Raw genomic sequence first — 16,656 nt, 5'->3', positions numbered from 1 at the left:
TCAGGGGCAAGCCATGCCTCCGCCGAGCCGCCCTTAACCCAGCCTTCAAGCCGGTCAGCGCCGTGACTGGGAGGGTGAGCCGCCTCATAGGGCCGCCTGCTCAGCACTCGCCTGTTGGCTCAAGGGGGCCATGGAGAGGGCTGGTTGCGGGCGGGGCATCCTCTTTCTGCTGGCCGTGAACAACGGCCATAAAAAAAGCCCGCAGGGTTGCGGGCTTTATGGATATCCAGTTGCTGACGCCGGGCTTATTCCGCCTTGGGGGCGGCCTCTGCAGGAGCGTCAGTGCTCTCGGCGGCAGTGCTCTCGGTCACTGCGCCGTCGGCCACAGGGGCTTCCGGTGCCGGACCCGGCACCAGATCCACCGCCGGTTTGGCGATGAGGGAGCGGGTATCTTCTACCGCCTCGGTCAGCTTGACCTCGATGATCTGGCCCAGCTCATAGACCACTTCGGTCTTGTCCAGGTAGACGCGGCCGTTGTCCCAGTTGCACTCCAGCCGCTCCTTGTTGTCCAGGATGTGGCGGGCGGGCATGAAGACCACGGCACCGTTCTCCTGCAGGCGCAGTTTGAGACCGGCACGCATCACGTCGATGATCTCGGCGTTGAACACCTTGTCGGTGCCGGCATCGGCCTTGAGGTAACGGACATAGAGCCAGTCGCCGATATCGCGCTCCACCCTGCGGTGCAGGCGGCGGCACTCGGTCAGGTGCTCGGTCAGCTCCTGGCTTGGGCGTTCACCCGGGGTCTTGCCGGCGATGACGGCCTTGAGCAGGCGATGGTTGACCATGTCGCCGTACTTGCGAATAGGTGAAGTCCAGGTAGCGTAGGCATCCAGCCCCAGGCCGTAGTGGGCACCCGGCTCGGCGGACATCAGCGCATAGCTCTGGAAGCGGCGGATCTTGCCGTCCAGCCAGCGGGTGTCCAGGCTGTCGATCCAGCGGCGCAGGGCGCAGAAGCCGGAGAGGCTGGCGATCTCTTCCTTCTCGAACGGGGCCTCGGCGCTTTTCAGCAGGTCGATGGCGCCGTCGAGGGACTCCTCGTCAAACCCTGTGTGGACGTTGAAGATGCCGTAGCCGACGCTCTTGCCCAGCACGCGACCGGCGCAGATGTTGGCGGCGATCATCGACTCTTCGATCATGCGGTTGGCGATGCGGCGCGGCTCCACGTGGATGGCCAGCACGGCGCCGTTCTCACCCAGCTCGAAGTCGTAGTCGGGTCTGTCCGGGAACACCAGGGCGTGCTCGGTGCGCCATGCGATGCGTGCCTCCGTCATCGCCTTCATCAGCGGCAGCTGGGCCATGACGTCTGCGTCTATGTCCAGTGCCTTGCCATGCTCGGCCCAGTCGGAGACCTCGTCATAGTTGAGGCGGGCGTGGGAGCAGATGCGGGCGGCGAAGAATTCGGTCTCTTCCAGCAGCAGGCCGTCTTCGGCGATGAGCAGGCGGGCGCACAGGGTGTTGCGCTCCTCGCCCTCTTTCAGGGAGCAGAGCTCGTCCGAGAGGGTGCGCGGGATCATGGGCACGTTGCGGCCCGGCATGTAGACGGTGAAGGCGCGCTGGGCGGCTTCCTTGTCCAGCTCGCTGCCTTCGGCCACATAGGCGGTCGGATCGGCGATGGCGACCAGCAGTTCCCAGCCGTTGTCCAGCTTGCGGATGGCCAGGGCGTCATCCATGTCCTTGGTCTTGGCGCCATCTATGGTGAAGAAGGGGGTCGCGGTCAGGTCGGTGCGCGGCAGCTCTTCCTCTTCGATGACGTTCCACTCGGGCAGGTCGGCCGGTTCAATCTGGGCCAGGTTGTGGCGCGCCAGCACCACCCACCAGGGCACGTTGTGGTCTTCCTGATCGGCGATCTTGTGGCTGATCTCGGCGGAGAAGTTGCCATCACTCAGGGCGTGGCGCTTGAGGGTCGCCACCACCCAGTCCCCTTCCTTGAAGGACTTCTCATCCAGACCCTTCTTGGCGCGGGCCTTGATGGCGTCCTTGATCAGCGGATGGTCCGGCACCACGTTGAGGCGATCGCGGAACATCTTCACGCGACCGACGAAGCGGGTCACCGCCTGCTCCAGCAGGGCATCCGGCTCGGCCACTTCCTTCTCTTTTTCGGTACGGATCAGGGCGCTCACCCGGTCACCGTGCATCACCTTCTTCATGTAGGGAGGCGGCACGAAATAGCTGGTCTTCTCATCGACTTCCAGAAAGCCGAAGCCCCGGTCCGAGGCGCGGATCACACCCTCTTTCTTGGGGATGTTTTCGCGGATTTGTTGCTTGAGCTGGGCCAGCAGCGGATTGTCTTGGAACATAAGTGAGGAACCTGAAGTGGAAAACCTGGGTGGAGACCTGATGAAGGATCGCCCAGCACTATACGTTTTTACCCCTCCAAAGCCAAGGTGAATGGCCCCGTCAGCCCCTGTGCAGTGCGTGGCGCCCCTGATCGATCAGGCGCTGGGAGATCTGTTTGTGCAGCCCCCGCTCCAGCACCCAGCGGTGCCAGTAGAGCCGCTCGACCAGGTGATGCTGCGGGCTGAGATCGAGCAGGCTGCCCTGAGCCAGCTGCTGGCGGATCTGCAGTTCGGGGATGAGGCAGTAGGCGAGCCCCTGCTCGGCCATGGCGACGAAGGCCTCCGACGAGCGCACCGTGTGGCAGGGATAGCCGCCGGGCTCCAGCCCGAAGTGGCGCGCCATGAAACTGACGTGCATGTCGTCACGCTGATCAAACGCCACAGCCGGCGCCTTGGCCAACGCTGCCCGGGTCATGCCATTTGGAAAATGGCGAGCGACGAAGGCGGGACTGGCGGTGAGCAGGTAGTGCATCTCGCCGAGCTCGTCGACGCAGCAACCTGCCAGCGGCTGGCCGTGCAGGCTGACGGCGCCGAAGGCCTGCCCCTCGCGCACCCGGTCCAGGGTGCGGCACTCGTCATCCACCAGCAGGTTCAGCTCTATGGGGTGCTGCTCCAGCAGAGGTGCGAGGGCTGGCAGGAACCAGGTCGCCAGACTGTCGGCGTTGACCGCTATGCTGACCCGGATCGGGGCCTGGGGCTCGTCGGGTGCTATCTCGCCGGCCAGCTCCAGTTCCAGCTGACGCACCTGGCGGTAGTGGGTCAGCAGCTTCTGGCCGAGAGGGGTCGCCTGCAGCGGCTGGCTGCGAATGAGCAGCGGCTCGGCGAATTGCTGCTCCAGCTGCTTGATGCGCTGGGAGATGGCGGACTGGGTGATGTGCAGGCGCTGGGCGGCCCGCTCGAAGTTTTGTTCCTGCATCACGGCATCCAGCGCCAGCAGCAGCTTGTAGTCCAAGGACTTCATCAGCATTCCTTATCCGTACAGGTATTGAGAAGGGATGCTACTGGAGTGGCGACCGCAGGACAACGCTGCGCTGGCCGGATCGCCGACAGGCCCGGCTGGCGTGGTGTGCGGGGTGAAAGCGGGTTTGTCACTGTGAGATGTGACAGTGGTGGTCAAAAGATATTCAGTGGATACTCTTTTGCGTCCGTTTTTGCATGGGGTGGAAACGGGCCATAGCGAGAACTTTTAATCCCGGGTCTTATCCCGGGATTTTTTTATGACGACTCTCACTCAGTGACCAGCTCGCGGGCATCGGCATACTCGCCCTGCATGGGCTGGCCGACGGCACGGGCGAAGCGCTCATCCAGGTGGAAGCGGATACCGACCCCGCGCACGGCGCCCAGATCCACCGCCTGACGGTGGCCGAGCCGCTCGATGGGCAGGCCGAGACGACGGAAGATGCGCTCCACCGGCAGGCTGACCACGGCCACCAGTTCCCGGATCCCCTTCGCCCTGGCGAAGGCATAGACCTCGCGGAAGATGATGCAGGTCAGCTCGCTCACCCCGTTGCCCATGCGCGGCGCCCGGTTGGCGTCGATGGCGAGGCGGGTCAGTTCCCAGACATCGTTGCTGCGCGGTGGCGCCTCACCGGCGAGGGCGCTGGGGAATATGCTGGGCAGCATGTAATCCTGGGCGCAACTGAGCAGCCGGATGCAGCCACACAGGCCCTCTTCGTCCTCGATCAGCACCCAGTGGGTGTCCGGGGTATCGAAGCTGTCCTGCTCCAGACCACGGTGGGACTCCACATCCCAGCCGAGGCGATCGGAGAAGACGCGATTACGGAAGCGATAAAGCTCGTTTTCTACCTCCCATCTGGGGTGTTCTTTTAATTTTCCTTTGAAAACAAGCATTCAGATGTCTCCATTTCAGTGTTCGGCGCTATAATCGAGGCCCTGGCCAGGGGGGCTAGCATATGAAACAAGACCAACTGCTTGAGTACCTCGAACATTTCACTTCGGTAACGGACGGGGATCGTTTGGCCGAGTTGATCGGTCGGTTCACGCTCGGTATGGGCTATGACTACTACCGGTTCGCGCTGATCATTCCCATGTCGATGCAAAGGCCCAAGGTGGTGCTGTTCAATCAGTGCCCCGACTCCTGGGTGCAGGCCTATACGGCCAACCATATGCTGGCCTGTGATCCCATCATTCAGCTGGCCCGCAAGCAGACCTTGCCCATTTATTGGAACCGGCTGGAAGGACGGGCGCGTTTTCTGCAAGAGGGCAGTCTGGATGTGATGGGGTTGGCGGCGGAGTTCGGGCTGCGCAACGGCATTTCGTTTCCGCTGCACGGTGCGGCGGGGGAAAACGGCATACTGTCGTTCATCACCGCCGAGCGGGCGTCGAGCGATCTGCTGCTGGAGTCCTCGCCCATCCTCTCCTGGATGTCCAACTACATCTTCGAGGCGGCGATCCGGATTGTGCGGGTCAGTCTGCGGGAAGATGACCCTCAGGAGGCCCTGACTGACCGGGAGACGGAATGCCTGTTCTGGGCCAGTGAAGGGAAAACGTCGGGTGAAATTGCCTGCATCCTGGGGATCACGGAACGCACCGTGAACTACCACCTCAATCAGGTCACCCGTAAAACGGGGTCGATGAATCGCTACCAGGCCATCGCCAAGGGGGTGAGCAGTGGCATTTTGCTGCCCAATCTGGAGCAGGTCGTTGTCACCAACTTCCCCAAGCTGATGCAATAAAACCCAATGATTCTCGGGGCAGAGCGACAGGCTCACAATTGTCAGATCATGCAATTGACAGTTGGTGCCGGATGGAATTCATCCCTGCCCTCAGAAATCCGGCTGATTAGGAAAATGAATCCATCAGCAGATTTATGAATTTCTCTGAACACCCCGCCGACCTTTATAGTGCCGTCCAATCCCTCTTCTGGACGTTCAATCCATGTTCGCAACTAGCCTGCAAGGCTTCACCCTCGGCCTTGCCATGATCATTCCCATCGGTGCCCAGAACGCCTTCGTGCTGAGCCGGGGCATACACCGCAACCACCATCTGCTGGCGGCGACGCTCTGCTGCCTGTGCGATCTCGTGCTGATCGGGATCGGGGTGTTCGGCGGGGCCAACCTGCTGGCGGCCAGCCCTATCGGACTGGCGCTGCTGACTTGGGGCGGCGTGCTGTTTCTCGGCTGGTTCGGCATCCGTTCCCTGCGCAGCGCCTGGCGCGGGCAGGGGGCCAAGCTTGCGGACTCGCCGCAGTTGATGGGGGTCAAGAGCGTGCTGGCCATGACCCTCGGGGTGACCCTGCTCAATCCTCACGTCTATCTGGATACCCTGATGCTGCTCGGCTCCTTCGGCAGTCAGTTTGCCGAGGAGTTGCGGCCGGCCTTTGCGGCCGGGGCCATGCTGGCCTCCCTGGTCTGGTTCTACAGCCTGGCGTTTGGCGCGGCTGCGCTCTCGCCCTGGCTTGCCCGCGGCAGGGTTCAGCAAGCTATTGATACTATTGTTGGTTTCATCATGCTGGGGTTGGCGTTGCAACTGGCGAGCGGGGCTTTGCTGGCCTCATAAGGCTATTTTTGTGCCGTACCTCATAAAAATTAATCCCGGCTTCATGCCCTGACATATTCGTCTGTTAAATTCCCGTCGCTGGTAAAGCGACACTCATAATAAAAGGGACAAGACAGTGAATAAAACCATGAAGCTGGGTGCTATTGCAGCCATCGTGCTGTTGTCTGCCTGTAGCAACGAAAACGACAGCAAGGCGCAACCGGGAGCGGTTGCCCTGCGTCTGATCCAGACCTCCGATATCCACTCCAACGTGCTGGGGTATGACTACTACCAGAACAAGGAGGATCGCAAGTTTGGCTTCTCCCGCACCGCGCTGCTGATCCGCGCGGCCCGCGCCGAAAACCCCAACAACCTGCTGCTCGACAACGGTGACTTGATCCAGGGCACGCCGCTGGCGGATTACATCTTCGAGCAATCCGGTGCCGGCTACCTCGACAAGCAGGCCCATCCTGTGTTCAAGGCCATGAACGAGATCGGCTATGACGCCGGCAACCTGGGCAACCACGAGTTCAACTACGGGCTGGATTACCTCACCAAGACACTGCAGGGCGCCAAGTTCCCCTATGTGAACGCCAACGTGTTCGAGGCGGGTGCCTTCAAGCGCGATGCCAAGGGGCAGATCGACTGGAGCGGCAACAAGTTCAAGCCTTACCTGCTGCTTGAGCGCAAGGTGAAGGATGACAAGGGCCAGCTGCAGACCGTCAAGGTGGGCATACTGGGGCTGACACCGCCGCAGGTGCTGCAGTGGGACAAGCGTCATCTGGAGGGCAAGGTGGTGGTGGCCGACATGGTCGAGACCGCCAACCACTATGTGCCCGAGTTGCGCGCCAAGGGCGCCGATATAGTGGTGGTAGTGGCCCATACCGGCATCAACGCCAGCAGCTACGAGGCCATGATGGAGAACTCCGCCTGGCATCTGGCCAAGGTGAAAGGGGTGGATGCCCTGATGCTGGGTCATGCCCACAAGAACTTCCCAGGCGACTTCCCGGATCTGCCGGAGGTGGACAACCAGGCCGGTACCCTGAGCGGCGTGCCGACCGTGATGCCCGGCTACTGGGGCAACCACCTCGGTATCATAGACCTCACCCTGCAGCAGGTAGACGGCAAGTGGCAGGTGAAACAGAGCCAGGCCAGTCTGCGCAAGATCGACTCCAGCGAAGGCAGCGCCGTGGATCAGCGGGTCGTGGACCTGGTGCAGGCCGATCACGACGCCACCAACCAGTGGCTGGACGAGCCGCTCGGCAAGATCACCTCCTCCATCCACAGCTTCTTCGCCCTGGTGCAGGATGACCCTTCGGTGCAACTGGTGAGCGATGCCCAGCGCCGCTATGCCGAACAGCTGCAACAGGACGGTCTGCTCAAGGAGTCCTACCCCATACTGTCGGTGGCGGCGCCCTTCCGCGGCGGTCGCAACGGCATCAACGACTTCACCTATGTGGCCCAGGGTGACATCTCCCTGCGCAACGTCTCCGACCTCTACATCTACCCGAACACCCTGCAGGTGGTCGAGGTGAACGGGGCCACCGTCAAGGAGTGGCTGGAGATGAGCGCCGGTCAGTTCAACCAGATAGATACCGGCAAGACAGAGGTGCAGTGGCTGGTGAACGAGAAGTTCCCCACCTACAACTTCGACGTGATCGACGGGGTGAACTACGAGGTGGATATCACCCAGCCGGCCCGTTATAGCAAGGAAGGGGCCAAGGTCAGCGATGGTCAGCGCATCAGCGGGCTCACCTTCAAAGGCCAGCCCATGGATCCGGCCCAGAAGTTCTACGTGGTGACCAACAACTACCGCGCCAGCGGTGGCGGCCACTTCCCGGGCATAGACGGCAGCAACATAGTGCATGAAGATCCCTCCGAGACGCGGGAGATCATAGCCCAGTACCTGAAGGCCCAGTCTGCCGACAACCCGGGTGGTTTCAGCCCGGCGGCCAACAACAACTGGCACATGAAGGCACTGCCGGCCAACGTGGACGTGCGGCTCTACTCCTCTCCCCGCGAAGAGGCCAGGCAGCTGGCCGGCGCGGATCTGGAGTACAAGTCCACCCTGCCGATGGACGATGCCAAGCACCCAGGCTACGCCATCTTCCGCCTGATCCGTCAGTAATGCCTGACTGACACCGGCGATAAAAAAAGCCCTCGCAGTGCGAGGGCTTTTTCGTGGGCGGCTGCTGGCCTGTGCTTAGTTCACCACGGCCACGTTGATGCTGCCGTTGCCCTGGGTCATGCGTACCCGGGCGCCCGGCACGAAGGTGGGGCTGGCTTTTTGCACCACTACGATGGATTCGCCATTCTCTTTCTTGATCTCGAGCTCGACGCCATCGACCTGATTGAACTTGTCACCGGCGGCCTTGCCGGCGGCGGCCCCGGCGATGGCGCCACCGGCGGCGGCGATGTCGCTGCCGCGACCGCCCCCTATGGTGCTGCCGAGCAGGCCGCCGACCACGGCGCCGCCTATGGTGCCGACCAGGGAGTTCTCATCGGCCTGGATCTTGACCGGGCGGGTGGAGAGTATGGTGCCGTAGCTGACGGTCTGGACCTGCTTGGCACGATCCTTGGTGTAGACATCACCGGAGTAGACGTCGCTGTTGGCACAGCCGCTGAGGGTGGTGGCTGTGGTGGCGGCCAACAAGGCGATAAGGGTGATACGTTTCAACATGATGGGCCTCCTGGGCTGGCATCTGATCTGGTTAATTCGGTCAGTGAGTTCAACTTTACGCCAACCGGATTGGGCATGAAACCAGCAAAGTGTAACCAATTATAAGGCCCGGGCGTCGCAAATCCCGTCAGCAGTGGCTCAGCCGAGCCGTTTTTCCAGCAGCAGGCGATCCTCGCCCGCGCCGAAATAGTCGCGCTCCTCGGCCAGTTGCTGATAACCGAGTCGAAAGTAGAGGCGTTGGGCCGGATTGGCGGGATCCACCGTCAGTTTGATCCGATCGATCCCCAGTTTTGCCAGTCCCTGCTCCACCTGCAGCATCATGCGCTCGGCCAGGCCGAAGCCGCGCGCCTCGGGCAACACAGCCAGGGAGAGCAGCCAGCCCTGCGACCGATCCTGTCCCAGCCCGCCCAGGGCATAGCCCAGCAGTTTGCCGTCCAGCTCGGCCACCAGCAGCAGATCGGGCCAGAGATCCATGGCCTGACGGAAGAAGAAACCGGGGTAGACATCCTCCCCGAAGACGTCGACGTCTATCTGCCAGATGGCGTGCATGTCGGCGTGGCGGGCCACTCTCAAAACGGGGGGCTGATGCATCCTGGCTCCTGTCATTGCGTACGTGCTGCCGTGCGGCAGTCAAAAAGGAGTGACAGGTTAGTGGGCCATCCGGGCTGATGCAAGCGGGTCTGGTGATGGGGGCGGGCGTCGCAGCTTGCCCGGTTCAGGGCGGCAGGGGCCGGTTGCTGGGCAATCTGGGGGCCTTGCGGCGGCTGTCCAGCAGGTGGCGCAGGGCGAGCCAGGGGTGATGCCACAGCATGCGCGGGCCGCTCCACTTCATGATCAGCTGTATCTGTTTGCGCATGGCCGGGGCGTAGCAGTGGATGTTGCAGTTGGCACAGGTGGGTTTGTGGCCGTGGCCATAGCGGCAGCGCCGCAGGCGCTGGTGGGCGAAGGCTTGCAACTGCTGGCAGTGGCGGCAGGCGGGATCCTGATGATGGTGGTCGCAGTAGAGGCGGATCATGGCGCTGACCGTCTGCTGCTCCCGCTTGAGCCTGGGGTGCTCGGGTGCCTTGCGGGCACGGGGCTGGCGCACGGGATCGGGGTGATGGGTTTTCATGGGAGTCATTGTCCTGACCTGCCCCGGCGGGGTCTTGATACAGGTCAAGCCGGCGGGCAAAAAAACAGGGCCCGCGGGCCCTGTCTCATCAGACAACTCTGCTTGTCTGCACTTAGATGAGGCTGGTTGCCTGCTCCAGCCAGGCGAGATCCTCGCCCTCCAGCAGCGGGCTCAGGCGGCGGAACACCTCGACATGGTATTCGTTGATCCAGCGGAACTCGGCCGGGCTCAGCAGGCTGCGCTCGATGAGGCGGGTATCGAACGGCACGTAAGTCAGCCGCTCGAAGCCCAGCATCGACAGCTCGCCGATCTGCTCCTGCTCGGTCACCACCACCAGGTTCTCGCAGCGGATGCCGAACGCATCTTCCCGGTAGTAACCCGGCTCGTTGGAGAGCACCATGCCCGGCTGCAGGGCCACCAAGCTGCCCTTGGGGGCAATGCGCTGCGGGCCTTCGTGCACGCTCAGGAAGTGGCCGACCCCGTGGCCTGTGCCGTGGTCATAGTTGTAACCGGCCTGCCACAGCGGCATGCGGGCCAGCACGTCGAGCTGGATGCCGGCGGTGCCGCGCGGGAAGCGGGCCTGATCCAGCGCGATATGACCCTGCAGCACCCGGGTAAACATCGCCTTGTGCTCGTCGGTGACCTCACCCACCTTGACGGTGCGGGTGATGTCGGTGGTGCCGTCCATATACTGGGCGCCGGAGTCCACCAGATAGATGCTGTCCTGACCGAAGGCGCGCGGTGTGCCGTTGGTGTGACGGTAGTGGCACATGGCGGCGTTGGGGCCCAGTGCCGAGATGGTATCGAAGCTCGGCTCGACGTAGTGCTCCTGCTCGTGGCGGAAGGCTTCCAGCTGGTCCGCCAGTGTGCCTTCGTCCACCCCTTCAAACTCGCCGGCGGCGATCAGCCGATCCAGCCAGGCGAGGAAGCGGGTGACGGCGACGCCATCGCGCAGGTGGGCACGCTGCATGCCGGCCAGCTCAACGGCGTTCTTGCACGCCTTCGGCAGCATGGTCGGATCCTGGCCCGCCACCAGGATGGCGCCCGCCTCTTCCATGATGAGCTGGGTCCAGGCGTTGGCCGTGTTGGGGTCGGCCAGCACTTTTTGCTGGTCTTCCCCTATGCGTTGCAGCACGTCACCCAGCTTGTCGATGGGGTAGACGGAGACATCCTGCCCCACGTGCTGGCTGAAGGCGAAGCAGTCGATCTTGTCGGTGTCGACGAAGAAATCCATGCTGGTGTTGGCGTAGAGCACGGCAAAGCCCAATACCACCGGCAGCCGCTCCACGTCGCGACCGCGCAGGTTGAGCAGCCAGTTGATGGGCTCGGCCTGGGTCAGCAGCACCGCATCCAGCCCGCGTTTGCGCAGATCGCTGGCCAGCAGTTCACGCTTGGCCTGGCTCGACTGGCCCGCCAGCTCTTCGCTGTAGAGGATGACTGGGGTCTTGGTGGGGGCGGGGCGATCGCTCCAGTGCAGGTCTATGGGGTTCTGCTCTACGCGTACCAGCTCGATACCGCGCTCGGTCAGCACGGCCCTGGCGTTTTGATACCAGGCCAGGCTGTGCAGGCGGGCGTCGAAGCCGACCCGGGAGCCGGACGGCAGCTGATCCGCCAGCCACTGGACATGGGGATCTTCGTTCAGATGGAGAAACTCAAACAGCTCGGCCGGTGCCTGCATGCGGGCCTGCACCGTGTAACGACCGTCGATGAACAGGGCCGCCCGCTGCGCCATTATGATGGCGAGCCCGGCGGAGCCGTTGAAACCCGTGATCCAGTCCAGACGCTCGGCGTAGGCGGGGATGTACTCGCCCAGGTGCTCGTCATCGTGGGGGACTATGAAGGCGTCCAGCTCTTGTGTGGCCAGTGTGGCCCTGACCTGGGCGACGCGGGTTTCAATAATCTCGAAATGATTCATGTCGTTAATGCCAGATTGTTGTGATGTGAGTGTTCATTGGTGGTGGCCGCTGTCCAGGATCCGCTTGACTGACTGGCCAGCCGCCTCGATATGTTGCTTGAGCAGCACCACGGCCTCGTGTTTGCGACGGGCGCGGCACAGTTCCAGCAATTGGGCGTGTTCACGCTCGGCCTTGTCCACTCCATCGCTGGCAAACAGCAGCTCGAAGCGCACATAGCGGTCACAGCTCAGATTGATCTGGGCGATCAGCTCCAGCGCCTGGGGGCGGCCGGCAGCCTGATAGAGGGTGGCGTGAAAACTGTGGTTCAATTCGGCCCAGTGTTCGATCTGGGTGCCTGACTCGAGCGCCTGATCAAACTGGGCGAGGATGGCCTGTGCCTTGACGAAGGTCTCCTCCGTCATCATATCCACGGCGTGAAACAGGGTATCGGCTTCCAGCAGGGCTCGCAAATAAAAGAGCTCCTCGATGGCCGAGGCGTCCAGCATGGTGACCACGGCGCCGCGGTGGGCCTCGAACTTCACCAGCCCCTGGGCCTCCAGCTGCATCAGGGCTTCGCGCACCGGAATGCGGCTCACCGCCAGCTCCTTGGCGATGGCATCCTGACGCAGGGGGGCGCCGGCGGGGAATTCGCCACGCAGGATCCGGCCACGGAGATTTTCCATCACCATCTGGGTTCGGGTCTTGTAGGGTGGGGTCATGATCGGGTCACAGGGGATTCGTTACAAAATTGTATATTGTATAAAGTTGGGCTGAATCTAACGCGCAACCGCCCACAAGGCAAGGTTTGGCGGGGATCAAACGCCGTCCTCTGGTTAAAAAAATACCGGTCAGCAGGGCTGACCGGTATGGATGTCGGCAAGAGAAGGGAGGCTGGTGTTACAGCTGTGGACCCGCAGCAACCAGGCGCTTGCCCTCTTCGTTGTCGGTGAAGCGCTCGAAGTTCTTGATAAAGCGCTGGGCCAGATCCTGGGCCTTGGCATCCCACTCGGCCTTGTTGGCGTAAGTGTCGCGCGGGTCGAGGATCGCCGGGTTCACGTCGTGCAGCGCAGTCGGCACTTCCAGATTGAAGATCGGCAGCACCTTGGTCTCGGCCTTCTCGATGGAACCGTCCAGGATGGCGTCTATGATGGCGCGGGTATCCTTGATGGAGATACGCTTGCCGGTGCCGTTCCAGCCGGTGTTGACCAGGTAGGCTTCTGCGCCGGCCGCTTCCATCCGTTTCACCAGCTCCTGACCGTACTTGGTCGGGTGCAGGCTGAGGAAGGCCGCACCGAAGCAGGAGGAGAAGGTCGGGGTCGGTTCTGTGATGCCACGCTCGGTACCGGCCAGTTTGGCGGTGAAGCCGGACAGGAAGTGGTACTTGGTCTGCTCCTTGGTCAGCTTGGAGACAGGGGGCAGCACGCCGAAGGCATCGGCGGTCAGGAAGATCACCTTGTTGGCATGACCCGCCTTGGAGACCGGCTTGACGATGTTCTCGATGTGATAGATGGGGTAGGAGACACGGGTGTTCTCGGTCTTGGAGCCATCATCGAAGTCGATGGTGCCATCGGCGGCAACGGTCACGTTCTCCAGCAGCGCATCGCGACGGATGGCGTTGAAGATGTCCGGCTCGGCTTCCTTGGAGAGCTTGATGGTCTTGGCGTAGCAACCCCCTTCGAAGTTGAACACGCCGTCGTCGTCCCAGCCGTGCTCGTCATCGCCGATCAGCTGACGCTTGGGATCGGTGGAGAGCGTGGTCTTGCCGGTGCCGGAGAGGCCGAAGAAGATGGCCACGTCGCCGTCCTGACCCACGTTGGCGGAGCAGTGCATGGAGGCAATGCCGCGCAGGGGCAGGAAGTAGTTCATCATGGAGAACATGCCCTTCTTCATCTCGCCACCGTACCAGGTGCCGCCGATGAGCTGGATCTTCTCGGTCAGGTTGAAGGCGACGAAGTTCTCGGAGTTGAGACCCTGCTCCTTCCAGTTCGGGTTGGTGCACTTGGCACCGTTCATCACCACGAAGTCAGGTTTGAAGGCTTTCAGCTCTTCATCGCTCGGGCGAATGAACATGTTCTTGACGAAGTGAGCCTGCCAGGCCACCTCTGTGATGACGCGCACGGCCAGGCGGGTATCCGGGTTGGCACCGCAGAAGCCATCGACCACAAACAGGCGCTTGCCGGAGAGCTGTTTGGTCACCAGGGATTTCAGATGTGACCACACTTCCGGGGTAATAGCTTTGTTATCGTTTTTACCCTGGTCAGACCACCACACAGTATTCTGGGTAGTAGCGTCTTTGACGATATATTTATCTTTCGGGGAGCGGCCGGTGAAGATGCCGGTGTTTACGTTGACGGCGCCCAGCTCGGTCACCACGCCGCGCTCGAACCCTTCCAGGTCAGAACGTGTCTCTTCCGCGAAAAGCTGATCGTAAGAGGGGTTGCGAACGATTTCTTGGCTGTTTTTGATACCGTACTGGTCCAGTCCTAATTGTTGGGCCAGGGTGGGTTCTGCCACGATTGTCATTGTATTCTCCTGGGTTCAGAGGTTTGTAGGGTTCTATCTGGCGTTCATCCTATCACTTAGGTGGTAGAGTTTAGCGATCGCCATCAAACTTTATAAAATAGGGTATTTTTTTGTTATTTAAGTTAAAGGCGGGTTTTGCCCGCCTTCAATTAGTGTAACTTGTTTGCATCATTATCGGGAGCCCTGCTGAACAGGGTTTCGACGTCGATCCCATCGAATTGGTACTGGGCGCCGCAATAATCACAATGCATGTCGATCTTGCCGAGCTCCTGCACCATCTCCATCACCTCTTCCTTTTCTATCTGCAACAGGGCCCCTTCGCAGCGTGCGCGGGAGCAGGTGCAGCGGAACTCGACCGCCTGCGGATCGAACACCCGCACCTTGTCCTGGTGATAGAGACGGTAGAGGATCTCTTCCGCTTCTAGGCCGAACAGCTCTTCATCCTTGATGGTGGCGGTGAGCTGGGTCAGGTGATCGAAATCTGCGCTGTGATCCTCGCTCTGGGCGGGCAGCGCCTGCAGCAGTATACCGGCTGCGCGGGGCTCACCCTGGTGGTAGCCGGTACGGATCCACAGCTTGGTGGCCAGCTGTTCAGACTGGGCGAAGTAGTGCTCCAGGCAGCCTGCCAGGGTGTCGGCATCCAGCGCTATGATGCCCTGGTAGCGCTCGCCCTGCTCCGGGGTGATGGTGATGATCAGCTGGCCTTCACCGATCAGGCTCTGCAGCTTGCCATCGCTCGGCAGTTCGCCCTCAAAACGGGCCACGCCGCGCAGTTGCTGGTTATTGTCACCGTTGATGACGGCGAGGCGCACCGGGCCATCGCCCTGCAACTGCACTGTGATGGAGCCTTCAAACTTGAGGGTGGCGGTCAGCAGGCTGGTGGCAACCAGCAGCTCACCCAGGAGTTTTTGCACCTGCACCGGGTAGTTCTGGGCTTCCACCACGTGGCGGTAGGTATGGTCCAGCTGGACCAGCTCACCCCGGACTTCGTACTCTTCAAACAGATAGCGATACAGGAGATCTTGGTTACTCATCATGCATTCCTGGGTTCTTAGGTGAGGTAAATAGATAAAAACATTATTAAACAGGTGGTTAGGAACTAATCCCATTTCCTGTCGTCATAAAAGGGCCACGTTGGCGAGTCAGTATTGCTTGACCTTGATCAGCTGGCGCCGCTCCTGCTTGTCGGGACGACGCTCGGGGCTCGGGGCAAACTGGCTGTTGAAGCGGCGCGCCTCGCTGTTCTCGGCCCGTTTTTTCAGGCTGGCTTCCGTCTCTTCATAGAGCAGCTGGGCCAGCGGGGCGGACTTGCGCTGTTCGCTCACTTGCAGCACCCGCACCTCCCGTTCGTCCTGGCCTTGCCAGACACGGATGAGAGCACCGGCTTCGACGGCCTTGCCCGGCTTGCTGCGCTGGCCGTTGTAGTGCACCTTGCCCCCTTCAATCTGCTCGCGGGCCAGGCTGCGGGTCTTGTAAAAACGCGCCGCCCACAACCATTTGTCGAGGCGGACCTGGGTTGTGGTTTCTGCGGGATTCGGCATGAATCGACTCCGGGATGGCTGAAAGGGGAGCCTGATTATACCAGAGGCAGGCCTCGGGATAGAAACGGGGGGGCTTATGGTGTGACGGAATGTCAATTTTCGCAGCTTCATCCCATCCGGTCGGTTGTCTCTGGGTCCATTGCCGTACACAATAGCCAACCGATTTGGATGCCAGAATATATTGATAAACATGACGCTACCGTTCAGGGATGACTTGTTGAGCTCCCTTCTGGCCCGTTGCAAAACCGTGCCGCTCTCCCGTTTCAGCCAGCCCCTGTTCTGGCTTCTGCTGCTGTTGCTGGCCCACCAGTGCGCCGGTCTCACCTGGCGTCTGCTGGATCTCGGCAGCCAGCAGGCCAGCCAACCCTGGCAGCCGGCCATGGTCGCCAGTCAGGGCCAAGGTTCGGCCCGGCTCGATCTCAGCGGCATCAGCCGGCTGTCGCTGTTCGGCAAGGCGAAGCAACAGGCCCAGGCGGCCGATGCTGTCGCAGCCGATGCCCCAAAGACTCAGCTCAACGCCCAGCTCAACGGTGTGCTGGCGAGTTCAGATCCGGCCAAATCCATCGCCATCATCGCCCACAACGGCGTGCAGAACTCCTATGGCATAGGTGATTTCATCGATGGCACCCAGGCCAAGATCCGTCAGGTGTTCGCCGATCGCGTCATCATAGAGCGGGACGGGCGGGACGAGACCCTGATGCTGGATGGGGAAGAGTACGGCAAGCCGTTGCCCAAACCGGGCAATCAGGATGACAAGCTCTCCTCGGTGCGCAGCGAACTGCTGGGCAACCCCGGCAAGATCACCGATTACCTCAATATTTCCCCGGTGCGGGTAGATGGCCGCATGGTCGGCTATCGCCTCAATCCGGGCAGCAATCCAGAGCTGTTCAATCAACTCGGTCTGGTCGCCAACGACATGGCGGTCAGCATCAATGGCCTGGATTTGCGGGATAACGCTCAGGCCATGCAGGCAATGCAGCAGGTGGCTGGCGCCACGGAAATGACCGTCACCGTCGAGCGGCAAGGACAGCTCTACGACGTTTATGTCGGCTTGTCAGAATAATGATTTGGA

General features: G+C 61.5%; 15 protein-coding genes. 4 read left to right on the top strand and 11 right to left on the bottom strand.

Annotated features, from left to right (window positions below):
- Window positions 1-245: 245 nt before the first annotated feature.
- The 3 genes from CK910_RS02255 to CK910_RS02245 form a co-directional block, all read right to left on the bottom strand.
- A complete protein-coding gene (locus CK910_RS02255; protein WP_098980860.1) occupies window positions 246-2,297 on the bottom strand; it encodes an exoribonuclease II in 2,052 nt (683 codons plus the stop codon).
- A gap of 100 nt (window positions 2,298-2,397) precedes the next feature.
- Window positions 2,398-3,297, bottom strand: a complete 900-nt coding sequence (locus tag CK910_RS02250) for a LysR family transcriptional regulator ArgP (protein WP_098980859.1) — start codon at window positions 3,295-3,297, stop codon at window positions 2,398-2,400.
- A 266-nt stretch (window positions 3,298-3,563) separates the two neighbouring features.
- A complete protein-coding gene (locus CK910_RS02245; protein ID WP_098980858.1) occupies window positions 3,564-4,187 on the bottom strand; it encodes an acyl-homoserine-lactone synthase in 624 nt (207 codons plus the stop codon).
- A 62-nt stretch (window positions 4,188-4,249) separates the two neighbouring features.
- Here CK910_RS02245 and CK910_RS02240 point away from each other — a divergent pair, with 62 nt between their 5' ends.
- The 3 genes from CK910_RS02240 (at window position 4,250) to CK910_RS02230 (ending at window position 7,962) form a co-directional block, all read left to right on the top strand.
- The gene (locus tag CK910_RS02240) at window positions 4,250-5,032 is read left to right on the top strand and encodes a LuxR family transcriptional regulator (protein ID WP_042868909.1); all 783 of its coding nucleotides are present in this window, start codon (window positions 4,250-4,252) and stop codon (window positions 5,030-5,032) included.
- Window positions 5,033-5,234: 202 nt separating this feature from the next.
- On the top strand, window positions 5,235-5,855 hold the full coding sequence (gene lysE, locus CK910_RS02235; RefSeq protein WP_043140744.1) for an L-lysine exporter: 621 nt from the start codon (window positions 5,235-5,237) through the stop codon (window positions 5,853-5,855).
- 127 nt (window positions 5,856-5,982) lie between these two features.
- Window positions 5,983-7,962: a bifunctional 2',3'-cyclic-nucleotide 2'-phosphodiesterase/3'-nucleotidase gene (locus CK910_RS02230; protein WP_172955415.1), complete on the top strand. Its 1,980-nt coding sequence runs from the start codon at window positions 5,983-5,985 to the stop codon at window positions 7,960-7,962.
- 75 nt (window positions 7,963-8,037) lie between these two features.
- Here the strand turns inward: CK910_RS02230 and CK910_RS02225 are convergent, their stop codons facing one another.
- The 8 genes from CK910_RS02225 to hslR form a co-directional block, all read right to left on the bottom strand.
- Window positions 8,038-8,514 (bottom strand): glycine zipper 2TM domain-containing protein, encoded by a 477-nt coding sequence (locus CK910_RS02225; RefSeq protein ID WP_043140749.1) that lies wholly within the window; start codon window positions 8,512-8,514, stop codon window positions 8,038-8,040.
- Between the two features lie 138 nt (window positions 8,515-8,652).
- A complete protein-coding gene (locus CK910_RS02220) occupies window positions 8,653-9,105 on the bottom strand; it encodes a GNAT family N-acetyltransferase (protein ID WP_098980856.1) in 453 nt (150 codons plus the stop codon).
- 124 nt (window positions 9,106-9,229) lie between these two features.
- Window positions 9,230-9,625 (bottom strand): nitrous oxide-stimulated promoter family protein, encoded by a 396-nt coding sequence (locus tag CK910_RS02215; RefSeq protein WP_172955208.1) that lies wholly within the window; start codon window positions 9,623-9,625, stop codon window positions 9,230-9,232.
- Window positions 9,626-9,737: 112 nt separating this feature from the next.
- A complete protein-coding gene (locus CK910_RS02210; RefSeq protein WP_098980854.1) occupies window positions 9,738-11,540 on the bottom strand; it encodes an aminopeptidase P family protein in 1,803 nt (600 codons plus the stop codon).
- A gap of 33 nt (window positions 11,541-11,573) precedes the next feature.
- On the bottom strand, window positions 11,574-12,239 hold the full coding sequence (locus CK910_RS02205; RefSeq protein ID WP_043140759.1) for a GntR family transcriptional regulator: 666 nt from the start codon (window positions 12,237-12,239) through the stop codon (window positions 11,574-11,576).
- 178 nt (window positions 12,240-12,417) lie between these two features.
- Window positions 12,418-14,043 carry a phosphoenolpyruvate carboxykinase (ATP) gene (gene pckA, locus CK910_RS02200; RefSeq protein WP_043140762.1) on the bottom strand — a complete coding sequence of 542 codons (1,626 nt, stop codon included), beginning with the start codon at window positions 14,041-14,043 and terminating at the stop codon, window positions 12,418-12,420.
- 149 nt (window positions 14,044-14,192) lie between these two features.
- A complete protein-coding gene (hslO, locus tag CK910_RS02195; RefSeq protein WP_043140765.1) occupies window positions 14,193-15,077 on the bottom strand; it encodes an Hsp33 family molecular chaperone HslO in 885 nt (294 codons plus the stop codon).
- Between the two features lie 108 nt (window positions 15,078-15,185).
- Window positions 15,186-15,584 carry a ribosome-associated heat shock protein Hsp15 gene (hslR, locus tag CK910_RS02190; RefSeq protein ID WP_043140769.1) on the bottom strand — a complete coding sequence of 133 codons (399 nt, stop codon included), beginning with the start codon at window positions 15,582-15,584 and terminating at the stop codon, window positions 15,186-15,188.
- 214 nt (window positions 15,585-15,798) lie between these two features.
- Here hslR and exeC point away from each other — a divergent pair, with 214 nt between their 5' ends.
- Window positions 15,799-16,647: a GspC family type II secretion system variant ExeC gene (exeC, locus tag CK910_RS02185; RefSeq protein WP_277604369.1), complete on the top strand. Its 849-nt coding sequence runs from the start codon at window positions 15,799-15,801 to the stop codon at window positions 16,645-16,647.
- The last annotated feature ends 9 nt before the right edge of the window (window positions 16,648-16,656 follow it).

It is taken from the genome of Aeromonas sp. CA23, assembly GCF_002587065.1.
Lineage (GTDB): Bacteria > Pseudomonadota > Gammaproteobacteria > Enterobacterales > Aeromonadaceae > Aeromonas > Aeromonas bestiarum.
This window is presented reverse-complemented; position numbering and strand designations above follow the sequence as displayed.